Annotated in this window: 13 protein-coding genes, 3 tRNA genes and 1 pseudogene; 11 read left to right on the top strand and 6 right to left on the bottom strand. The window is 65.2% G+C overall.

Features of this window, described 5'->3' with window-relative positions; translation table 11 throughout:
- Positions 1-199 precede the first annotated feature (199 nt).
- Entirely contained in the window at positions 200-538 is a 339-nt protein-coding gene (locus tag ACQR03_RS08265) for a P-II family nitrogen regulator (RefSeq protein ID WP_009027873.1), read from the bottom strand.
- A 538-nt stretch (positions 539-1,076) separates the two neighbouring features.
- Between ACQR03_RS08265 and ACQR03_RS08260 the strand changes: the two genes are divergently transcribed.
- On the top strand, positions 1,077-2,576 hold the full coding sequence (locus tag ACQR03_RS08260) for an NAD(P)H-hydrate dehydratase (protein WP_316194897.1): 1,500 nt from the start codon (positions 1,077-1,079) through the stop codon (positions 2,574-2,576).
- 105 nt (positions 2,577-2,681) lie between these two features.
- On the opposite strand, the gene ACQR03_RS08255 is transcribed toward ACQR03_RS08260, so the two are convergent.
- Positions 2,682-3,764 carry an enolase C-terminal domain-like protein gene (locus tag ACQR03_RS08255; protein ID WP_316165218.1) on the bottom strand — a complete coding sequence of 361 codons (1,083 nt, stop codon included), beginning with the start codon at positions 3,762-3,764 and terminating at the stop codon, positions 2,682-2,684.
- A gap of 27 nt (positions 3,765-3,791) precedes the next feature.
- Positions 3,792-5,096 (bottom strand): multicopper oxidase family protein, encoded by a 1,305-nt coding sequence (locus ACQR03_RS08250; RefSeq protein WP_434841213.1) that lies wholly within the window; start codon positions 5,094-5,096, stop codon positions 3,792-3,794.
- A gap of 174 nt (positions 5,097-5,270) precedes the next feature.
- On the opposite strand from ACQR03_RS08250, the gene ACQR03_RS08245 reads away from it, so the two are divergent.
- From ACQR03_RS08245 to ACQR03_RS08215, 7 genes are all read left to right on the top strand, one after another.
- A tRNA-Leu gene (locus ACQR03_RS08245) sits at positions 5,271-5,355 on the top strand.
- Between the two features lie 172 nt (positions 5,356-5,527).
- Entirely contained in the window at positions 5,528-6,886 is a 1,359-nt protein-coding gene (gene tig, locus ACQR03_RS08240; RefSeq protein WP_315711530.1) for a trigger factor, read from the top strand.
- A gap of 298 nt (positions 6,887-7,184) precedes the next feature.
- The gene (locus ACQR03_RS08235) at positions 7,185-7,817 is read left to right on the top strand and encodes an ATP-dependent Clp protease proteolytic subunit (RefSeq protein WP_315711531.1); all 633 of its coding nucleotides are present in this window, start codon (positions 7,185-7,187) and stop codon (positions 7,815-7,817) included.
- 444 nt (positions 7,818-8,261) lie between these two features.
- Positions 8,262-9,536 carry an ATP-dependent Clp protease ATP-binding subunit ClpX gene (gene clpX, locus ACQR03_RS08230; protein WP_012044595.1) on the top strand — a complete coding sequence of 425 codons (1,275 nt, stop codon included), beginning with the start codon at positions 8,262-8,264 and terminating at the stop codon, positions 9,534-9,536.
- A 327-nt stretch (positions 9,537-9,863) separates the two neighbouring features.
- Positions 9,864-12,287: an endopeptidase La gene (lon, locus tag ACQR03_RS08225; RefSeq protein WP_315711533.1), complete on the top strand. Its 2,424-nt coding sequence runs from the start codon at positions 9,864-9,866 to the stop codon at positions 12,285-12,287.
- A 185-nt stretch (positions 12,288-12,472) separates the two neighbouring features.
- Positions 12,473-12,549 (top strand) — tRNA-Val (locus ACQR03_RS08220).
- A gap of 332 nt (positions 12,550-12,881) precedes the next feature.
- On the top strand, positions 12,882-13,367 hold the full coding sequence (locus tag ACQR03_RS08215; protein ID WP_315827293.1) for a Crp/Fnr family transcriptional regulator: 486 nt from the start codon (positions 12,882-12,884) through the stop codon (positions 13,365-13,367).
- Here the strand turns inward: ACQR03_RS08215 and ACQR03_RS08210 are convergent.
- Positions 13,306-14,134, bottom strand: a pseudogene (locus ACQR03_RS08210) (metallophosphoesterase family protein). The gene ACQR03_RS08215 and the pseudogene ACQR03_RS08210 sit on opposite strands and share 62 nt — an antisense overlap.
- Positions 14,135-14,339: 205 nt before the next feature.
- On the opposite strand from ACQR03_RS08210, the gene ACQR03_RS08205 reads away from it, so the two are divergent.
- Together ACQR03_RS08205 and ACQR03_RS08200 are read left to right on the top strand one after the other, a co-directional pair.
- Complete coding sequence (locus ACQR03_RS08205; protein ID WP_434848903.1) at positions 14,340-14,894, top strand: hypothetical protein; 555 nt, start codon at positions 14,340-14,342, stop codon at positions 14,892-14,894.
- A 112-nt stretch (positions 14,895-15,006) separates the two neighbouring features.
- Complete coding sequence (locus ACQR03_RS08200) at positions 15,007-15,864, top strand: class I SAM-dependent methyltransferase (RefSeq protein WP_316235165.1); 858 nt, start codon at positions 15,007-15,009, stop codon at positions 15,862-15,864.
- Positions 15,865-15,881: 17 nt separating this feature from the next.
- Here the strand turns inward: ACQR03_RS08200 and pepT are convergent, their stop codons facing one another.
- Positions 15,882-17,138 (bottom strand): peptidase T, encoded by a 1,257-nt coding sequence (gene pepT, locus ACQR03_RS08195; protein ID WP_434841180.1) that lies wholly within the window; start codon positions 17,136-17,138, stop codon positions 15,882-15,884.
- A gap of 678 nt (positions 17,139-17,816) precedes the next feature.
- Here pepT and ACQR03_RS08190 point away from each other — a divergent pair.
- A tRNA-Asp gene (locus ACQR03_RS08190) sits at positions 17,817-17,893 on the top strand.
- Positions 17,894-18,087: 194 nt separating this feature from the next.
- Here ACQR03_RS08190 and ACQR03_RS08185 read toward each other — a convergent pair.
- The gene (locus ACQR03_RS08185; RefSeq protein WP_434841179.1) at positions 18,088-18,288 is read right to left on the bottom strand and encodes a hypothetical protein; all 201 of its coding nucleotides are present in this window, start codon (positions 18,286-18,288) and stop codon (positions 18,088-18,090) included.
- Between the last annotated feature and the right edge of the window lie 402 nt (positions 18,289-18,690).

The following is an 18,690-nucleotide window of genomic DNA, read 5'->3' as shown; positions in this document are numbered from 1 at the left end:
GTCACGGCCCGGCGCGGGACGGCGTCCGCGGGTCATGCTCCATAGCCTCGTGCGGGAGCCAAGACAACATCGGAAACGGCAAAACGGCCGCGTGCAAGCGCCTCGCAGAGGACACTCGAGCTGCCGTGGGGGCTGCTGGCGCAGCAAACGTTCCGTGGGGGGCCCGGAGCGGACGGTCCGTTGAGGCCCCCCGGTCAGGCTAGATCGCGTCCAGCCCGGATTCTCCGGTTCGGATGCGGATGGCTTCCTCGATGTTGGACACGAAGATCTTGCCGTCGCCGATGCGGCCGGTCTGGGCGGCGCGGCGGATCGCCTCGATCGCGCGCTCGACCAGGTCGTCGCCGATCACGATCTCGATCTTCACCTTGGGCAGGAAATCAACGATGTATTCGGCGCCCCGGTAGAGCTCGGCATGGCCTTTTTGCCGGCCGAAACCCTTCGCTTCGGTAACGGTGATGCCCTGAAGTCCCACCTCCTGAAGCGCCTCCTTCACCTCGTCGAGCTTGAACGGCTTGATGATGGCTTCGATCTTCTTCACTGAGCGCCTCCCGGGCATTCCGCTATAAACAACATGTGGGTCATCGTCAGGCTGCGCCCACGCGCAAGTCGTTCGATCATTTCGTTACCGGGCCCAACACGCTCCGGCGGAGGCCCGGTGATTGATTGCCCGACTTGCCCCGTGCCGAAGTGGCTCCACAAAAGCAGGGTCTATGCCAAGTCGTTAACGGGCCCAAATGGAGCCGATATTCAGGCATTTCACCAGCACCCGACGATTCCCTCAAGGAACGTCTAGAATACCGGAGCCTTGAGATTAGGCAAACAGATCAAACATTGTGCAGGTCTTGACGGCGGAGCCGCGCGCTGTCCGAAATGCCCAGGGAAAAGGCGACGTGCCGGGTTTCGTCGCGTCTTGCCAGATGTGCAGCGCCCTTGGAAGTTGCGGGCTGGCGCGGCAATAGGGAGCGCGGGATTCGCCCGCACCGGCTCCGAGGGACGGGGCGCCGACGTCCGCTGCGAGGCGACGGGGACGACATCACGCAGCCGGCGCAAGACGGCGGCTGGGGACGAGAGCGGTAATGGACATCTTGACCACGAGCGAAATGGAGCGCGCCGACCGGCTGACCATCGCGGCCGGCACGCCGGGCTTTTCGCTGATGCTGAGCGCCGGACAGGCGGTGGCCGAGGCGGCCATGGACCTGGTCGAGACCGGGCCGATCGTGGTCGTGTGTGGGCCGGGCAACAATGGCGGCGACGGCTTCGTTGCCGCGGCCGAGCTCGCCGCGCAGGGCAGGGACGTGTCGGTCATCCTGATGTGCGAGCGCGACGCGCTGCACGGCGACGCGGCCTCCGCCGCCAAGGGCTGGAAGTTTCCGGTGCTGCCGTTCACGCCGCAGGCGATCGGCAAGCCGGCGCTGATCATCGACGCGCTGTTCGGCGCAGGTCTCAGCCGGCCCGTCACCGGCGAGCCCCATGACGTCATCGCAGCGATCAACGGCAATGGCGCGCCGGTGCTCGCCGTCGACCTGCCGAGCGGCATCAACGGCACCACGGCCGCGGTGATGGGCATCGCGGTCCGCGCCACCGAGACGGTGACGTTCTTCCGCAAGAAGCCGGCGCACCTGCTGCTGCCGGGCCGCCAGCATTGCGGGCGCGTCCGGCTCGCCGACATCGGCATCGATCCCCAGGTGCTCGCCGAGATCAGGCCGCAGGCCTTCGAGAACGATCCCGAGCTGTGGCAGGGCCATTTTCCGGTGCCACGCATCGACGGCCACAAATACGCCCGCGGGCACGTGCTGGCGATGTCTGGCGACGTCACCGCCACGGGCGCGGCGCGGATGGCCGCGCGGGCCGCATTGCGGGCGGGCGCCGGCCTGGTCACGCTGGCCTCGCCGCGCGATGCGCTGGCGGTCAATGCTGCGGCGCTGACGGCGGTGATGGTGCGTGCCGCCGACACCGCAATCGCGTTCGGCGAATTGCTCGGCGACAAGCGCTACAACACCTGCATCATCGGACCCGGCACCGGCGTCAGCGAGCGCACGCGCGACCTCGTCTACACCGCGCTGACGGCGCAGCGTCATCTCGTGCTCGATGCCGACGCATTGACGAGCTTCGCCGATGCGCCGGAGCGGTTGTTCGAGCAGATCAGGGCGATGACCGAGGCGCAGATCGTGCTGACGCCGCACGAGGGCGAATTCCCGCGGCTGTTCTCGGATCTCAGCAACAAGCATCCCGGCCGCTCCAAGCTGGAGCGCGTCCGCGCGGCGGCCGTGCGCTGCGGCGCCGTGGTGCTGTTGAAGGGCGCCGACACGACGGTGGCCGCGCCCGACGGCCGCGCCGCGATCGCCGCCAACGCGCCGCCCTGGCTCGCCACCGCCGGCGCCGGCGACGTGCTCGCCGGCATCATCGCCGGCTTGCTGGCGCAGGGTGTGCCGGCGTTCGAGGCCGCCTGCATCGGCGTCTGGATGCATGGCGAGGCGGGCAACGAGGCGGGACCGGGGCTGATCGCGGAGGATCTGACGGAGACCTTGCCTGCGGTGTTCCGGCGGCTCTATGACCGGTTCGGCGTCGAGTATTGATAGGGGCGAGTCGTCGCCTCAACCACGCTGTCATGCCCGCCTTCGCGGGTGATGACAGTTGGGGGTGAGGCGGCGACGGCGCGTCCTGCTCTTGGCTGAACCCGCTCACGTCACCTGATATTTCGCCACCGCGCTCTCGTTCCAGGCGAGCCCAAGGCCGGGACCTTTGGCTGTCACCTTGCCATCCACCACCCGCAGCGGCTCGGCGAGAATGGCGCCGGCGAAGTCCAGCACCTCGAGCCAGTGCGCCGTCGGCGTCACTGCCAGCACATGGGCGCTCGCCTCGGGCAGGATGTGGCTCGACATCGGGATCGAGGCGGCGTCGGCTTGCCCCGCGACGTTGAGCCAGCCGGTGATGCCGCCGACCTTCATCAGGTCGGGCATGATGAAGTCGGAGGCGCCGGCGGCGATCGCCTCGGCAAAGCCGCGCGGAAACCACCAGTTCTCGCCGGCCTGGATCGGGATCTCCGAGCGCTCGCGCACCCGGGCATGGCCGGAGAGGTTTTCCTGCGGCACCGGCTCCTCGATCCAGGTCAGGTCGTAGGCAGCAAGGTTGGTAATTCGACGTGTCGCCTCAGCGGGATCGAGCGACTGGTTGAAGTCGAGCATCAGCGCCATGTCCGGGCCGAGCAGGGCGCGCAGGCCCTTGATCATCGCTTCGTCGGTCGCGAGATCGCCATGACCGCCCTTGGTCTTGATGGCGCGGAAGCCGTGCTCGTCGCGCGCGGCGCGCAAGGTGCGCTCGTCGTCCTTGGCATCGAGCACGCCATAGCTGTCATAGGCCGGAATCGGCCGCGCCGTGCCGCCGAGCAGCTCGACGACGGGCTTGCCCGCGAGCTGACCGAGCGCATCCCAGAACGCCATGTCGAGGCCCGAGACGGCCATGCCGACGAGGCCCTGCCAGCCGAGCAGGCGGAATTTGGCGTCCATGAGTTTCATCAGGTCGAACGGGACCAGGGCTTGGCCCTTGAGCTCTCGGCCGATCTCCTCGACCAGATGCAGCAGCGGTTTCAAGGCGAGCCTGGTGTAAGCGAACAGGTAGGAATGGCCGGTAACCCCCTGATCGGTTGCGACGTCGATCAACACCAGCGGTCCGGAGTCGATGATCCCGAACGCGTTGCGCAGGGGGCGCTTCATGGGCGTGATCACGGCGCGCGCCGTGACCCCGGTGATGGCGGCAGTGGTCATGGGGACTGTTCCCTCAGGTTCGTTTCCTCACCTGATCTCATACCACCGCAGCAGCCGCGGCGCCGCCCAGTTGGTCGCCATGCTCTCGACCAGGAACCGGCCGGATTGCTCGGCAAGGAATGCAATGCGCTGGGTCTGGCCGGCCTCCAGCGCCAGCGTGTCGAGCCAATAGGGCTTCCAGCCGTCGTCGAGCCGGTCGAGCAGCCGAAACGGCTGGCCATGAAGGTGGACCACATGGGTGCCGGCGGTCTTGTTCGCCAATGCCAGCACGACCACTTGGCCGGCCTTGGCCTGGAAGGTGGGGGCGCCGGCGGCGTTGAACGCGGCGGGCGGTTGCCAGCCGGCGCCGTCGAGCGCGAGCTCGGCCCGAGCGGCGGTCCTCAGGTCCAGCTTGTCCGGCAACCCGTTCGACGGCAAAGGCGGCGCCGGCGGCGGTGGGGCAGCACGGAGCGGCGGCTCGCTCGACGCCACCAGCCGGGCGAGGGGACGCGGATTGCTGCCGTCGTGCAGCAGCACGGCCAGCACCGTCTTGGCGGCGGGCATGTCGATGAAGACGTCGGTACGGCCGCCGGGCGGCAGCACCACCGCGCCGTTTCGAGCCAGGAAAGGCTCGGTCGGCTGGCCGTCGATGGCCATCACGCGGACGGCGTCGAGGTCGGCGATTTTGATCGCGATCACAGCGCGTTGACAGCCATTGATGAACCGCAGCCTGACCCGTGCATGGGTCCGCAGCGCGATCTCCGGCTGGATGTGCCCGTTGACGGTGTAGATGAGCTCGGTGTCTTGCGCTTCGGTTCCTGGCGCAACCGCGGTGCCGTCCGCCTTGAGCCTGAAATCCTCGACCAGGAAAATTTCGTCGCGGTCGACAGTTACCGTCGCGGCCTCATCGACGATGACAGGCAGCGGGCGGATCGGCACGGCGTCGGCGAGCAGCCGCAGGTCGAGCAGGCCGGTCCCGGCGCGCGACGCCAGGGCTGGAATGGTGGCCCGGCCGCCGGGGCCGATCTCCGCCTGCGCCAGCAGCGGTGCGGGCAAAGTGAGGCCGCGGCTGGACAGCGCGGCCGGGATCGAAAGGCCATTCGAAAGGTCAAGGTCGAGCGCCGTGCCGCGGGCGAGCCGGACCACCGGGGCCGGTGCAGCCAGCCGCCAGAGCGGGCTGGCCGAGCGTCCCTGGGCCAGCACCAGAGATTCGCCGCGAGCGTTCAACGAAACCGAGATTCGGCCACCGGCCCGAGCCGAGCGGGTAAACGAGGCCGCGCCGGCTGCCGCAAGGCCGCCGAGCAGGGCGCGGCGGCTGAGCCCCTCCGACGGTTCCGTCATGCGACAAAACATCGTGCGATGAGGGGGATGCGGATCATGCTGTTTTCCCTTATCTGTGCGTGCGACACGGTCGATCGGCCTGCCGGTGGTGCTTTCAACAGCCCATTTTTTTGCTGCGGACGGTTTCGTGCGTGGTATAAGCCGCGCCGCCCGCGGCACCGCGGCCGGGCTATCGATGCAGTTCACGCGGGCGTGGCGGAACTGGTAGACGCGCTGGATTTAGGTTCCAGTGACGAAAGTTGTGGGGGTTCGAGTCCCTCCGCCCGCACCAAGCGCTTCTCCGGCGTTTGCCCCAAGTTTTACCGGCAGACCCGCTCTCTCGGACAGAGAAGCGGGGCCGCCGATCCCACCGGCGCAAAGCCTTTTGCTGCGCGTCGTCCACAATTGAGTCAGATGTGTCCGGATCGCAAGGGTTCGGACCGAAGCGGAAGAAGATTGACGCCATGCAGGTCACAGAAACCTTGTCGGAAGGCTTGAAGCACGAGTTCCAGATCAGCGTTCCGGCGGCGGATCTCGACGCCAAGGCGGACGCCAAGCTGGTCGATCTCAAGGACAAGGTCCGCATCAACGGCTTCCGCCCCGGCAAGGTGCCGGTCGCGCATCTGAAGAAGATCTATGGCAAGTCGGTCATGGCGGAGACCATCGACCAGACCATCCGCGACACCAACACGCAGATCTTCACCGAGCGCGGCTTCCGCCTCGCCACCGAGCCGAAGGTGACGATGCCGACGGAGGAGGCCGAGGTCGAGAAGATTCTCTCTGGCCAGTCGGACCTGACCTACACCGTGGCCGTCGAGGTCGTGCCGGCGATTGCGCTCGCCGACTTCAAGACCTTCTCGGTCGAGAAGCCGGTGGCCGACATCACCGATGCCGATGTCGACGAGGCGATCAAGCGCCTGGCCGATGCCAACCGCAGCTACGCGGCGAAGGCCGAGGGCGCGAAGGCCGCGAGCGGTGACCGCGTGAAGATCAACTTCAAGGGTACGATCGACGGCGTCGCCTTCGAAGGCGGCACGGGTGAGGGCATCGACGTCGTGATCGGCTCGAACACCTTCATTCCCGGCTTCGAGGACCAGCTGATCGGTATCGGCGTCGGCGAGACCCGCACGCTGAAGGTCACGTTCCCGACCAATTATCTCAACAACGAGCTGGCCGGGAAGGCGGCGGAGTTCGAAACCACCGCCACCGCCATCGAGGCGCCCGAAGACAAGGTGGTGGACGATGAGTTCGCCAAGACGCTCGGCCTCGAATCGCTCGACAAGCTGAAGCAGTTGATGCGCGATCGTCTCGCCGGCGAGTTCAGCCAGGCGACCCGCCAGCGCGTCAAGCGCGCGCTGCTCGACCGTCTCGACGAGACCCACAAGTTCGATGCGCCGCCGTCGCTGATCGACGAGGAGTTCAACCTGATGTGGAACTCGGTCAAGGCCGAGATGGATTCCAGCGGCAAGACCTTCGCCGACGAGAACACCACCGAGGACAAGGCGAAGGAGGAGTACCGCACCATCGCCGACCGCCGCGTGCGCCTCGGCCTCGTGCTGTCGGAGATCGGCGAGAAGAACAAGATCACCGTGACCGACGACGAGGTCAGCCGCGCCGTGATCGAGCGTGCGCGCTCGATGCCGGGCCGCGAGAAGGAGGTCTGGGACTTCTATCGCAGCAACCCGCAGGCGCTCGCGCAGCTGCGCGCGCCAATCTACGAGGACAAGGTCGTCGACTTCATCCTCGAACTCGCCAACGTGACCGAGAAGAAGGTCTCCAAGGACGAGCTGTTCAAGGACGACGACAGCGACAAGGCGGCCTGATCAGGCTGTCCATCGTAGGGTTCGCGACATAAGCGCGAGATTAAGGTTGACCGGCGAAAGCGCCGGTCGTCCAGGTTCCGGCGCTGGCCGCCGCCGCGGGAATCAGCTTGAACAGGGCAACGACCTCGCTTGCGGCGGCCCAGGGCACCCGGTCTTGTCACCGGCAAATTGGTCCATATCTGTGGGCTCGGTCTTGAAGTTCTGCATCACGGGACACCTGTCCGTCGCTGCTCGTTGAAATGAGCCTCACCTGCGGCGGCCGGTCGTCTCAACTGCTGGTCCAACCCTTGGGTGATTCATGCGCGATCCCGTCGAAACCTATATGAACCTTGTGCCTATGGTGGTCGAACAGACCAACCGCGGCGAGCGCGCCTACGACATCTTCTCGCGCCTCCTGAAGGAGCGCATCATCTTCGTGACCGGTCCGGTCGAGGACGGCATGGCGACCCTGATCGTCGCTCAGCTCCTGTTCCTCGAGGCCGAGAACCCGAAGAAGGAAATCGCGATGTACATCAACTCGCCCGGTGGCGTGGTGACGTCGGGCCTCGCGATCTACGACACGATGCAGTTCATCCGTCCGGCGGTGTCGACGCTGTGCACCGGCCAGGCGGCCTCGATGGGCTCGCTGCTGCTCTGTGCCGGCCACAAGGACATGCGCTTCTCGCTGCCGAACTCGCGCATCATGGTGCATCAGCCGTCCGGCGGGTTCCAGGGCCAGGCGACCGATATCATGCTGCACGCCCAGGAGATCCTGAACCTGAAGAAGCGGCTGAACGAGATCTACGTCAAGCACACCGGCCAGCCCTACAAGGCGATTGAGGACGCCCTGGAGCGCGACAAGTTCCTCACGGCGGAAGCCGCCCAGGAGTTCGGCCTGATCGACAAGGTCATCGACAAGCGGCCGGAAGATCCGGCGGCGATGGGCAAGTGAGCCAACAGTAAGCGACGCGGGGCCCGATGGACGGGCCTGGGGGATGTAACGGCGGCTCCTTTACCGGCTTCGGTCGGCAAAGGTGCTGAGGTAGGGTCCCAAAAGAGCCGCAACCTTGCCGTGCGGCCGGCAAATAGGCGTGGCAAACACGCAACGCTCCGCTGATTTCGCGTGTTATTGCCGTGTCAAGCCCCAAAATCACGGTAATGTCACGGTCTAGGGTCTGTGCTCCGATTAGCGAATTCTTGATAGTCGGATGACAGCATGATTGGCTAGAGTGTCGAGTTATGGATCGTGGGGGATTCGCGTAGGTCGTGGGTGCACGACAGGTGAAGAACAAGGTGTTAATTTTGGTACGAAATTTGCTCTTTCACCAGTCTGGTCCGGCCCGTGCCGGATCGGGACGAACGAGCGGACAAGAGCGAACCGCGGACGGAGACAGGAATGAGTAAGGTCGGCACGAGCGACTCGAAGAACACGCTATATTGCTCGTTCTGCGGCAAGAGCCAGCACGAAGTCCGCAAACTGATCGCAGGTCCAACCGTCTTTATCTGCGACGAGTGCGTCGAACTCTGCATGGACATCATCCGCGAGGAGAACAAGTCCTCGCTGGTCAAGTCGCGCGACGGGATTCCGACCCCGAAGGAGATCTGCAAGGTCCTGGACGATTACGTCATCGGCCAGAACCATGCGAAGAAGGTGCTCTCGGTCGCCGTCCACAACCACTACAAGCGGCTGAATCACCAGACCAAGCACTCGGACGTCGAACTCGCGAAGTCGAACATCCTGCTGATCGGTCCGACCGGCTCGGGCAAGACGCTGCTCGCCCAGACGCTCGCCCGCATCCTGGACGTGCCGTTCACGATGGCGGATGCGACGACCCTGACCGAGGCCGGCTATGTCGGTGAGGACGTCGAGAATATCATCCTGAAGCTGTTGCAGGCGGCCGACTACAATGTCGAGCGCGCGCAGCGTGGCATTGTCTACATCGACGAGATCGACAAGATCAGTCGCAAGTCGGACAATCCCTCGATCACCCGCGACGTGTCGGGCGAGGGCGTCCAGCAGGCGCTGCTCAAGATCATGGAGGGTACGGTTGCGTCGGTTCCGCCGCAGGGCGGCCGCAAGCATCCGCAGCAGGAGTTCCTGCAGGTCGACACCACCAACATCCTGTTCATCTGCGGTGGTGCGTTCTCCGGCCTCGAGAAGATCATCTCGGCGCGCGGCCGGTCGACCTCGATCGGCTTCGCCGCCCAGGTTCTGGCGCCGGAGGACCGCCGCACCGGCGAGATCTTCCGTCACGTCGAGCCTGAGGATCTCCTGAAGTACGGCCTGATCCCCGAGTTCGTCGGCCGTCTTCCGGTCGTTGCGACGCTCGAGGACCTCGACGAGAACTCGCTGAAGAAGATCCTGACCGAGCCCAAGAACGCGCTGGTGAAGCAGTATCAGCGGCTGTTCGAGATGGAGAACATCGAGCTCACCTTCGCCGACGAGGCGCTGGGCGCGGTGGCGCGCAAGGCCATCGAGCGCAAGACCGGCGCGCGCGGTCTGCGGTCGATCCTCGAGAGCATCCTGCTCGAGACGATGTTCGACCTGCCGGGTCTCGAGGGTGTCGAGGAAGTGGTCATCTCGCGTGAAGTGGTCGAGGGCACCGCCCGCCCGCTGTACATTTACGCCGATCGCTCCGATCGCGCGGTGGAAAGCAGCGCCAGCGCGTGAGGCGCGCTGGTACGAGAGACAGAAGACCTCGATTTATTAGATCGGCGATCGCCGCGGACGTCATGTCCGCGGCATCGCAGCGTTTCAGCGTCCCGCCGCGTAAAGCCATTTTTGGCGGGTGTTTACCGATACTTGACACCCCCCGGGTCGATAGCCACCTAATGTCGCGTGGCGATACAAATCTCAATCCCGGGATTCGCCTCAACAACGATCCGAAACAAGCGGGCGATATCGACGCGTCAGTGATGTCCGGATCAGATCGCACCTTGTGGCGGTTGCGCACGATGGCGGACTGCGTGCAAGGGGGCTAAACAAAAGGAACAGGCCATGACGACCCCCAAACCCCGGCCGACCATCGTTTATGGCGAGAGCCACGCCTATCCGGTTCTGCCGCTCCGCGACATCGTCGTCTTCCCGCACAACATCGTTCCGCTGTTCGTCGGCCGCGAGAAATCCATCCGCGCCCTCGAAGAGGTGATGAAGAACGACGCGCTGGTGATGCTCGCGACGCAGAAGAACGCGTCCGACGACGATCCAGCTCCGGATGCGATCTACGAGACCGGGACGCTCGCCAGCGTGCTGCAACTCCTGAAGCTGCCCGACGGCACCGTGAAGGTGCTGGTCGAGGGCCTGGAGCGCGCGCGCGTCGAGAAATACACCGATCGTGCCGACTACTACGAAGCCACTGCCGTTGCGCTCGAGGACACCGACGCCAAGTCGGTCGAAGCCGAGGCACTCGGGCGCTCCGTCGTGTCGGATTTCGAGAGCTATGTGAAGCTGAACAAGAAGATCTCTGCAGAGGTCGTCGGCGTCGTTCAGTCGATCACCGATTTCGGTAAGCTGGCCGACACCGTCGCCTCGCATCTCGCCGTCAAGATCGCCGATCGCCAGGGCATCCTGGAGACGCTGTCCGTCACCACGCGCCTGGAGAAGGTGCTGGGCCTGATGGAGAGCGAGATCTCGGTGCTGCAGGTCGAGAAGCGCATCCGCTCGCGTGTCAAGCGCCAGATGGAGAAGACCCAGCGCGAGTACTACCTGAATGAGCAGATGAAGGCCATTCAGAAGGAGTTGGGCGACGAGGACGGCCGCGACGAGCTCGCCGATCTGGAAGAGCGCATCAACAAGACCAAGCTCTCCAAGGAAGCGCGCGAGAAGGCCCAGCACGAGCTGAAGAAGCTGCGCCAGATGTCGCCGATGTCCGCGGAAGCGACCGTCGTGCGCAACTATCTGGATTGGCTGCTGTCGATCCCGTGGAACAAGAAGTCCAAGGTGAAGAAGGATCTGGAGGCCGCGCAGGCGGTTCTGGATGCGGATCACTATGGGCTGGAGAAGGTCAAGGACCGCATCGTCGAGTATCTGGCGGTGCAGTCGCGCGCCAACAAGCTGACCGGCCCGATCCTGTGCCTGGTCGGACCTCCCGGCGTCGGCAAGACCTCGCTCGGCAAGTCGATCGCGAAGGCCACCGGCCGCGAGTTCGTTCGCGTGTCGCTGGGCGGCGTGCGCGACGAGGCGGAGATCCGCGGTCATCGCCGGACCTATATCGGCTCGATGCCCGGCAAGATCATCCAGTCGATGCGCAAGGCCAAGACCTCGAACCCGCTGTTCCTCTTGGACGAGATCGACAAGATGGGCTCGGACTTCCGGGGTGACCCGTCGTCGGCGCTGCTGGAGGTCCTGGACCCCGAGCAGAACACGACCTTCAACGATCACTATCTGGAGGTCGACTACGACCTGTCGAACGTCATGTTCATCACGACCGCGAATACGCTGAATATTCCCGGGCCGCTGATGGACCGCATGGAGATCATCCGCATCGCAGGCTACACCGAGACCGAAAAGCTCGAGATCGCCCGCAAGCACCTGATCCCCAGCGCGATCTCCAAGCACGGACTGGACTCGAAGGAGTGGTCGATCGACGACGACGCATTGCTGCTCGTGATCCGGCGCTACACCCGCGAAGCGGGCGTACGTAATCTGGAGCGTGAGATTTCCACACTGGCCCGCAAGGCCGTGAAGGAGCTCATGATGTCCAAGAAGAAGTCGGTGAAGATCACCGAGAAGACCGTCGAGGAATTCTTGGGTGTTCCGAAGTTCCGCTTCGGTGAGATCGAGAGCGACGATCAGATCGGGATCGTCACGGGTCTGGCATGGACCGATGTCGGCGGTGAGCTGCTCACCATTGAAGGCGTCATGATGCCCGGCAAGGGCAAGATGACGGTGACGGGCAATCTGCGCGACGTCATGAAGGAGTCGATCTCGGCGGCGGCGTCCTACGTCCGCTCGCGGGCGATCGTCTACGGCATCGAGCCGCCGATGTTCGACCGCCGCGACATCCACGTCCACGTTCCGGAGGGGGCGACCCCGAAGGACGGTCCGTCGGCGGGCGTCGCGATGGCAACCGCAATCATCTCGGTCATGACGGGCATTCCGATCCGTCACGACGTCGCGATGACCGGTGAGATCACCTTGCGTGGTCGCGTGCTGCCGATCGGCGGTCTGAAGGAGAAGCTCCTGGCCGCGGCCCGCGGCGGCATCAAGACGGTGCTGATCCCCGAGGACAACGCCAAGGATCTCACGGAGATTTCCGATGCGATCAAGGGCGGCATGGAGATCATCCCGGTCTCCCGTCTCGACGACGTCGTCGCCCGGGCCTTGGTCCGCAAGCCGGTGCCGATCGTCTGGGAAGAGGATACCAAGGTCCCGGTGAAGGCCGATGGCGACGAAGCCGCCGGCGGCCTGACCGCCCACTGAGGTCCGAACTGATCCAAGGAAACGGCGCCCGTAAGGGCGCCGTTTTCGTTTGGGGGATCGAGCCACCGACCCTTCGAGCGTGCGTGGTCTGCCCCCACCGTTCCCGCTGCGGCGGTTTCTCGCTGCCGCCGCGTGGTTCCGGCGTTGATTGAGGATCGGGCAGGGGGTAAAGAAGCGCGACGTGAGGGCGGCTAGCTCAGCTGGTTAGAGCATCTCGTTTACACCGAGAGGGTCGGGAGTTCGAATCTCTCGCCGCCTACCATTAGCATCCGCTGGGACGCACCCTCGCAATGGTGACGCTGCTATTGTGGTGCGTCGATTTTCCAAGCTGATGGCGATACTCTCCAGAAGCGCGTTTGTGCGTCGGGTTTCATCGATCTGCTGCTCTCCAAGCTGAGCCACCTTGCCATCGAGCCTCGGCGGCTGAGCCAAACCCACGTCCCGATCACGATGATGGCGCCGCCGAGTGCTCAATTCGGACAAGGGTTCAAAATCCTTTGCGTCAGCTGGTGCGAAGCGCCCGGACGATTTCGCGTGGCGATGAACCGTTCTTCGGCTAGCCTAGCGCGCGGCGTGAACATCGCGGGCGAACCGATGACCGACTTCCTGCGCCACTGCACCGGCGGACATGAGCGCGCCATTCCAGCGGGCACCATGCTGCTCGAGGAGGGGCACAGCACTGGGCATCTCTACATCCTGCTCGACGGAGAGCTGGAGGTGATCAAGGCCGGCGCCACGGTGGCGGTCGTGTCGGAGCCGGGCGCGCTGTTCGGTGAAATGTCGCTGCTGCTTGAGCAGCCGCACACGGCGACCGTGCGGGCGCTCGTCGATTGCCGGATCTACGAGATCCCGGATGCGCCACGCTTCCTCAGTGGAAATCCCGAGGCGACGCTCGCGATTGCGCGCATGCTTGCGCAGCGCCTCAACGTCGCCAACAGCTATCTCGCCGACCTGAAGCGGCAATATGCCGGCCATGGCACCCATCTTTCGATGGTCGGCGAGGTGCTGCAGAGCATGATCAACCTGCCGCCGCAGCAGGTTTCGCCAGGAACGGATCTGGCATCCGATCCACGACTCTGAGCCAGTCCGGCGCCGCCGTCACGGGCTGCGCCGGGCGTTGCAGGGGGCCGGCGAGATCGATCCATTCGGCTTGCCCCGCCGCCAACCAGAAGGCGCGGCCTTCGTCGGTGTCGAGCACCATGTAGGTCGGCGGTCGCCCGGGTTGCCGCCCGGTGTTGAAGACCCAAGTCTCACCGACGCGATCGAACCAGGACCCATCCGTGATGAAGGGCGACTTGGTGGACGTGGCCGGAGATCACCATCGCCGGGCGGTGCCGCGCGATGAAGCCTTCGAGCTCGGTGTCGCCGAAGAAGCGCTTGCCGCCCCAGCTCACCGGCGAGTTGGCCGGCGGCGCATGATGCACCCAGATCCAGCGGGCTGTGTCGCGCCTCGCGGCGGCATCGAGCTGGCTTGCGACGGCGGCCTTGACGAGGGGACCGTCCCACCACGGGCAAACCGAGAACAGCGTGTCGCCGATCAGAAGGTCATCGCCGTCGGCTGCGATGCCGAGCTCGCGGACCGTCCTGATCCAGGCCGCGATCTTCTCGCCATCCGGGTTGCGCTCCTCCAGGTCATGATTGCCCGAGCAGATCATGACCCGCGTCTTGGCCGCCAGGAGCGCGAGATATGTCTTCACGACCACGATCTGGGCGCGAATGTCGACGATCGAGGCGAGATCGAGCGCATCGCCGGCGAACACCACCGCATCAAAATGATCGGCAGCCGCCACCAGCCAGTCGAACTGCGGCAGCGAGTAATGAAGATCGGCAACGATGAGAGTGCGCATGTGGCTCCTGACGCGCCTGATCGAAGCAAGAGCGAGACCAGAACCAGGGACACCGGAGGCTGTCCCGCTATTGCATTGCGCTGCTGCGCTCGCCAGCAGGTCCGCGCGCATCTATCGATCCCTCACTCGCGGCGGTATGATGGGGCCGTTGTTCAGCCGCAGCTGCCAATTGCGAGTGTCCATGTCTCGTCGTCCGCGACCGCCAATGACTGTTTCCTTCGTCCGCACCGGCGAACGCCGCTACGCGGTGCGCGCGACGCTCGGCGACGGACACACCCTCGAAATGAGCCCGGCGCCTGGCTTCGATCCCTGGATGCCGCATGATCTGCAACACTTCATCGTCGAAAAGCATCTCGGGATTGACGGCGCCGTATTCGGGCGGCTCGCGGCCGGCGGCACGGCCGGGACCTTTCATTTGGTCCCGCATGCGACCTCGTCCCGCGAGGCCGCGCGGCTGCGTCGCAGGCATGAGACCAGGGACCAGCGCCTGATGCCGGAGCGCAGCGAGGACTATGCCCGCTCCGAGCGCGCTACATATGTGTGCTGGCAGGACTGGCTGCAGCAGGCTGACGATCCGGCGCTGCGGGCGCGCGGGGCCGAGATGGCACCGTCGGCGCGCAGCCTGCTGGACGGGATGTCAGCGGAGGAGCGCGCGGCCTACACGCCGGCGCGGCGCGACGCCATCCGACAGGAGTTCGCGCGTCTGAGCCGACGTTGGAGCGCTCTCGCCATCGGCGAGAGTCTCTCCGAACCGTGGTGAGGACCGGCCCATTTTCTTCCTCAAGCGCATCGCGGCCTCGTGCCTTGACAGGACAGGCGGCTGCATGCGCCATGCCGGCTCTTGCGATGACCTCAATCAGACAGGGCACATCATGCAATTGCCGGCAGGGGACGACCGCAACGCCGACCAGATCGCCTATTGGAACGGGCCCGGCGGCCAGCGCTGGTCCGATCGCCAGGAGGCCCAGGACATCCTGCTCGCGCCGGTGTCGCAGATCCTGATCGAGCGTATCGCCGCGAAGCCGGGTGATCGTATTCTCGACATCGGCTGCGGCTGTGGTGGTTTGTCGATCGCGCTGGCCGGGCAGGTGGCGCCCGGCGGCTCCGTTCTCGGCGTCGACATCTCCGCACCGATGCTCGATCGGGCGCGCGTCGTGGCGCCGGCGGGACTTGCCACCGAGTTCGTGCTGGCCGACGCCACCGTGCATCCGTTCGCGCCGGCGAGCTTCGATCTGCTGGTGTCGCGGTTCGGGGTGATGTTCTTTGCCGATCCGGTGGCGTCGTTCGCCAACATCCGCCGTGCGCTGAAGCCGGGCGGCCGGGTCGTGTTCGCCTGCTGGCGCGAGCCGAAGGCCAATCCCTGGATGATCGCGCCGCTGCAGGCGGTCTATCGTCACGTCCCGAAGCTGCCGGAGATGGCGCCGGAGGATCCCGGCCCGTTCGCCTTCGCATCCGAAGCGAGAGTGGCGCGGATCCTGGGCGAGGCCGGCTTCAGCGACGTCGCGCTGGAGGCGCATGCGCTGTCACTCGACATCGCCCGCGGGCAGGGTCTCGAGGCGGCAGTGGAGTCGGCCTTCGAAATCGGCCCCGCCAGCCGCGCGCTGGAGGGGCATCCCCAGGAGACGCGCGAGGCGGCGCGGCAGTCGGTCCGCGAGCTGCTGACGCAGTATGTACGCGGCGACAGCGTGACGCTCGCCGGCTCGATCTGGCTGGTGACGGCGCGCGTCTGACGCGCGCCGGACGACGCTCAGGATCGCTCTTCCCAGATCATCGCCAGATGGACGATGGTCTGCGCCGCCTTCTCCATGTCCTGGACGCTGACCCATTCGAGACGCGAGTGGAAGGCATGCTCGCCGGCAAAGATGTTGGGGCAGGGCAGGCCCATGAACGACAGCCGTGAACCGTCGGTGCCGCCGCGGATCGATGTCCTGACTGGCGTCAGGCCGGCGCGGCGGATCGCCTCCTCGGCATAGGTCACGATCTCCGGATGCAGATCGATGACCTCCTTCATGTTGCGGTATTGCTGCCGAACCTCCATCCGATAGCTCGAGCGCGGATAGTCCTTCAGGACATCCCTGACGATGTCCTCGAGCAGCGCTTCCTTCTGCCGCAGGCCCTGCTCGCTGAAATCGCGCACGATGAAGTCGAGTCGCGCCTGTTCGAGCGCGCCGGAGATCCCGACCGGATGCAGGAAGCCTTCCTTGCCCTCCGTCGTCTCCGGCGAGCAGCCATCCTTCGGGAGCCGATCGACGATTGCGGACGCGATCTTGATCGCGTGCTCCATCTTGCCCTTGGCAAAGCCGGGATGGGCGCTGACGCCGTTGATGAGGATGGTGGCGCCGTCGGCGGCAAAGGTCTCGTCCTCGATGTTGCCGGCGGTTTCGCCATCCATCGTGTAGCCGAAGTCGGCGCCGAGCTTCTTCAGGTCGACCCGGTCGACGCCACGGCCGATCTCCTCGTCCGGCGTGAACAGGATCTTGATGGTGCCGTGCTTGATCTGCGGATTGCTGATCAGGAACTGCGCCGCGTCCATGATCTCGGCGATGCCGGCTTTGTTATCGGCCCCGAGCAGGGTGGTGCCGTCGGTGGTGACGATGTCGTTGCCGATCTGGTCCTTCAATGCAGGATGCTCAGCCGCACGGATGATCTGGCTCGGGTCCCCCGGCAGCACGATGTCGCCGCCCTGGTAGTTGCGCACGATCTGCGGCTTCACGTTGGCCCCGGAGCAATCGGGCGACGTGTCCATGTGCGAGCAGAAGCAGATCACCGGCACGGCCTTGTCGGTGGTGGCGGGGATGGTCGCATAGACGTAGCCATGGTCGTCCAGGTGGGCGTCCGAGAGGCCCATTGCCTGCAGCTCGGCTGCGAGCATCCGGCCGAGATTCTTCTGTTTGAGCGTCGAAGGACAGGTCGGCGACGTCGGGTCCGACTGGGTGTCAATCGCGGCGTAGCGGAGCAGGCGCTCGGTGACGGAGTGGGTGTAGCTGCGAAGCGGGTCGGCCATGGGCACCAAGAGAGAGAGAGGGAGACGTTACTGGAGGTATCAGTATACTAATATATCAGTTATTGCATGCCAGATACCAGGGGGTGGCAGGCTATCAAGGGTTTCCGCTCTGATCAAAGATCGTCCGCCAGCTCCCGTGCGGAATACGGCGGGTCGCGGGCCGGCGTTGATCAGCACCGCCTCGCCGACAGCAGGATTGCGCACTCCGGCGCGCGCCACCTGCAGGATACCGACTCCGGCGATTCGAAGCTCATCTTCCTCGCACCGGTGGCGGGCGATTCGTGGGCAGCGTCCGCGAGGAATCTCCTCTCACTCGCTTTCTGGTCAGCAAGTGCGCCTCGGTGGGTACGGCGGCCGGAAATTTCAATATGCCGGAAGTACGCGCGGTCGGACTTGGCGCCCATTTTGCCATATCCGGCCTGCGACGTCGTCGCGAAGCGACCGCCAGCGCCGCCGCCGCGGGGCGGGGTTGCTGCGGTCCGGAAGGAGAGACGCGGGACAGGTCGATTTGGCCCATCACCGTGCGGCGACTAACGTCGGCTGCCCGGGCCCAGCCAAGGAGATCGGGCGTCCTGCATTGCTCCCCCATCAAGGACTTCGCACAGCTGTCGGTTCATTGTCCTTGACTTCGAAACATCGCCCCTTTAAGTCGCACTCCTCCGCGGATTTCGCGATCACGCGGGAGTAGCTCAGTTGGTTAGAGCGCCGGCCTGTCACGCCGGAGGTCGCGGGTTCGAGCCCCGTCTCTCGCGCCATGTTTTCAATGGCTTAGCTTTTGATGTGATCTGTCCGCTGGCGCAATCAGCGCCGCCGCGCGATCCCTTCCCGTCTACGACCTGGCGCTCCGCCGGACTGCAAGTGCTCCGTCGCCGATTTTCCGATCGGGCATGAAAAAGGCCACCCGGCGGGTGGCCTGCGATTGCCGTCAGATGGCAGCGGAGCAGTGGACTCAGCGGACGACCATCGAGTCGCTGGAACTCGTCATGGTCACCGTCTTGCCTGCCTTCACGACGTGCGATGCCGTCTGGCTGTAGTCGACGTTGGCGCGGGTCGCGATGCCGAAAGCGGTCACCGCGATGCCGGCGACCAGGGCAACGACGACGATCTTCAGATGGGTCGATCGGTCTGCGGAATGCAGCGAGTGGTTCATGTCAGCCTCCCGGCGTCTCAGAGCGCCACTTTGTTGCCTGGACATGTACCCCCGCTTTGTTTCGATCCCGTTTCTTCGTTTCCTCAAAATGGTTTCATCGGTTGCAGCCGCCGCGGCGGCAATCGGGAGTATGCGGCCGGGGCTAACAGCGCGCGGCGGTGCCGGTATCGACGGCGGCCGTGGATGATCTTGATCCGGTGGCCCTTCGTGACCATCTCCCGCGGTAACGGAAGCCTATCGGGTGACGGTCCCGTCGCCTCGTTTGGATCTCCCGATCGAGCGCTGATCCGCATCCGTCTCCGACCAGCCAGCCTGCGCACACCGGCGTGCGTCCTCGCGATTGCTGATCGCCTCAGCGTCCTGCGTTGGACCGTGCGGCACCGTAATGCTGCGGGTCTGCAA

The organism is Bradyrhizobium sp. HKCCYLS3070, from assembly GCF_051167575.1.
GTDB lineage: Bacteria > Pseudomonadota > Alphaproteobacteria > Rhizobiales > Xanthobacteraceae > Bradyrhizobium.
Note: the sequence above shows the minus strand (reverse complement) of the source record. Positions and strands in the feature narration are given on the sequence as shown.

Coding starts and splice junctions, on each gene's coding strand:
- ACQR03_RS08255 (WP_316165218.1), bottom strand. CDS start 3,764: ATGACCACTGCCGCCATCACCGGGGTCACGGCGCGCGCCGTGATCACG.
- tig (WP_315711530.1), top strand. CDS start 5,528: ATGCAGGTCACAGAAACCTTGTCGGAAGGCTTGAAGCACGAGTTCCAG.
- ACQR03_RS08200 (WP_316235165.1), top strand. CDS start 15,007: ATGCAATTGCCGGCAGGGGACGACCGCAACGCCGACCAGATCGCCTAT.
- clpX (WP_012044595.1), top strand. CDS start 8,262: ATGAGTAAGGTCGGCACGAGCGACTCGAAGAACACGCTATATTGCTCG.
- ACQR03_RS08260 (WP_316194897.1), top strand. CDS start 1,077: ATGGACATCTTGACCACGAGCGAAATGGAGCGCGCCGACCGGCTGACC.
- ACQR03_RS08250 (WP_434841213.1), bottom strand. CDS start 5,096: ATGTTTTGTCGCATGACGGAACCGTCGGAGGGGCTCAGCCGCCGCGCC.
- pepT (WP_434841180.1), bottom strand. CDS start 17,138: ATGGCCGACCCGCTTCGCAGCTACACCCACTCCGTCACCGAGCGCCTG.
- lon (WP_315711533.1), top strand. CDS start 9,864: ATGACGACCCCCAAACCCCGGCCGACCATCGTTTATGGCGAGAGCCAC.
- ACQR03_RS08185 (WP_434841179.1), bottom strand. CDS start 18,288: ATGAACCACTCGCTGCATTCCGCAGACCGATCGACCCATCTGAAGATC.
- ACQR03_RS08215 (WP_315827293.1), top strand. CDS start 12,882: ATGACCGACTTCCTGCGCCACTGCACCGGCGGACATGAGCGCGCCATT.
- ACQR03_RS08205 (WP_434848903.1), top strand. CDS start 14,340: ATGACTGTTTCCTTCGTCCGCACCGGCGAACGCCGCTACGCGGTGCGC.
- ACQR03_RS08235 (WP_315711531.1), top strand. CDS start 7,185: ATGCGCGATCCCGTCGAAACCTATATGAACCTTGTGCCTATGGTGGTC.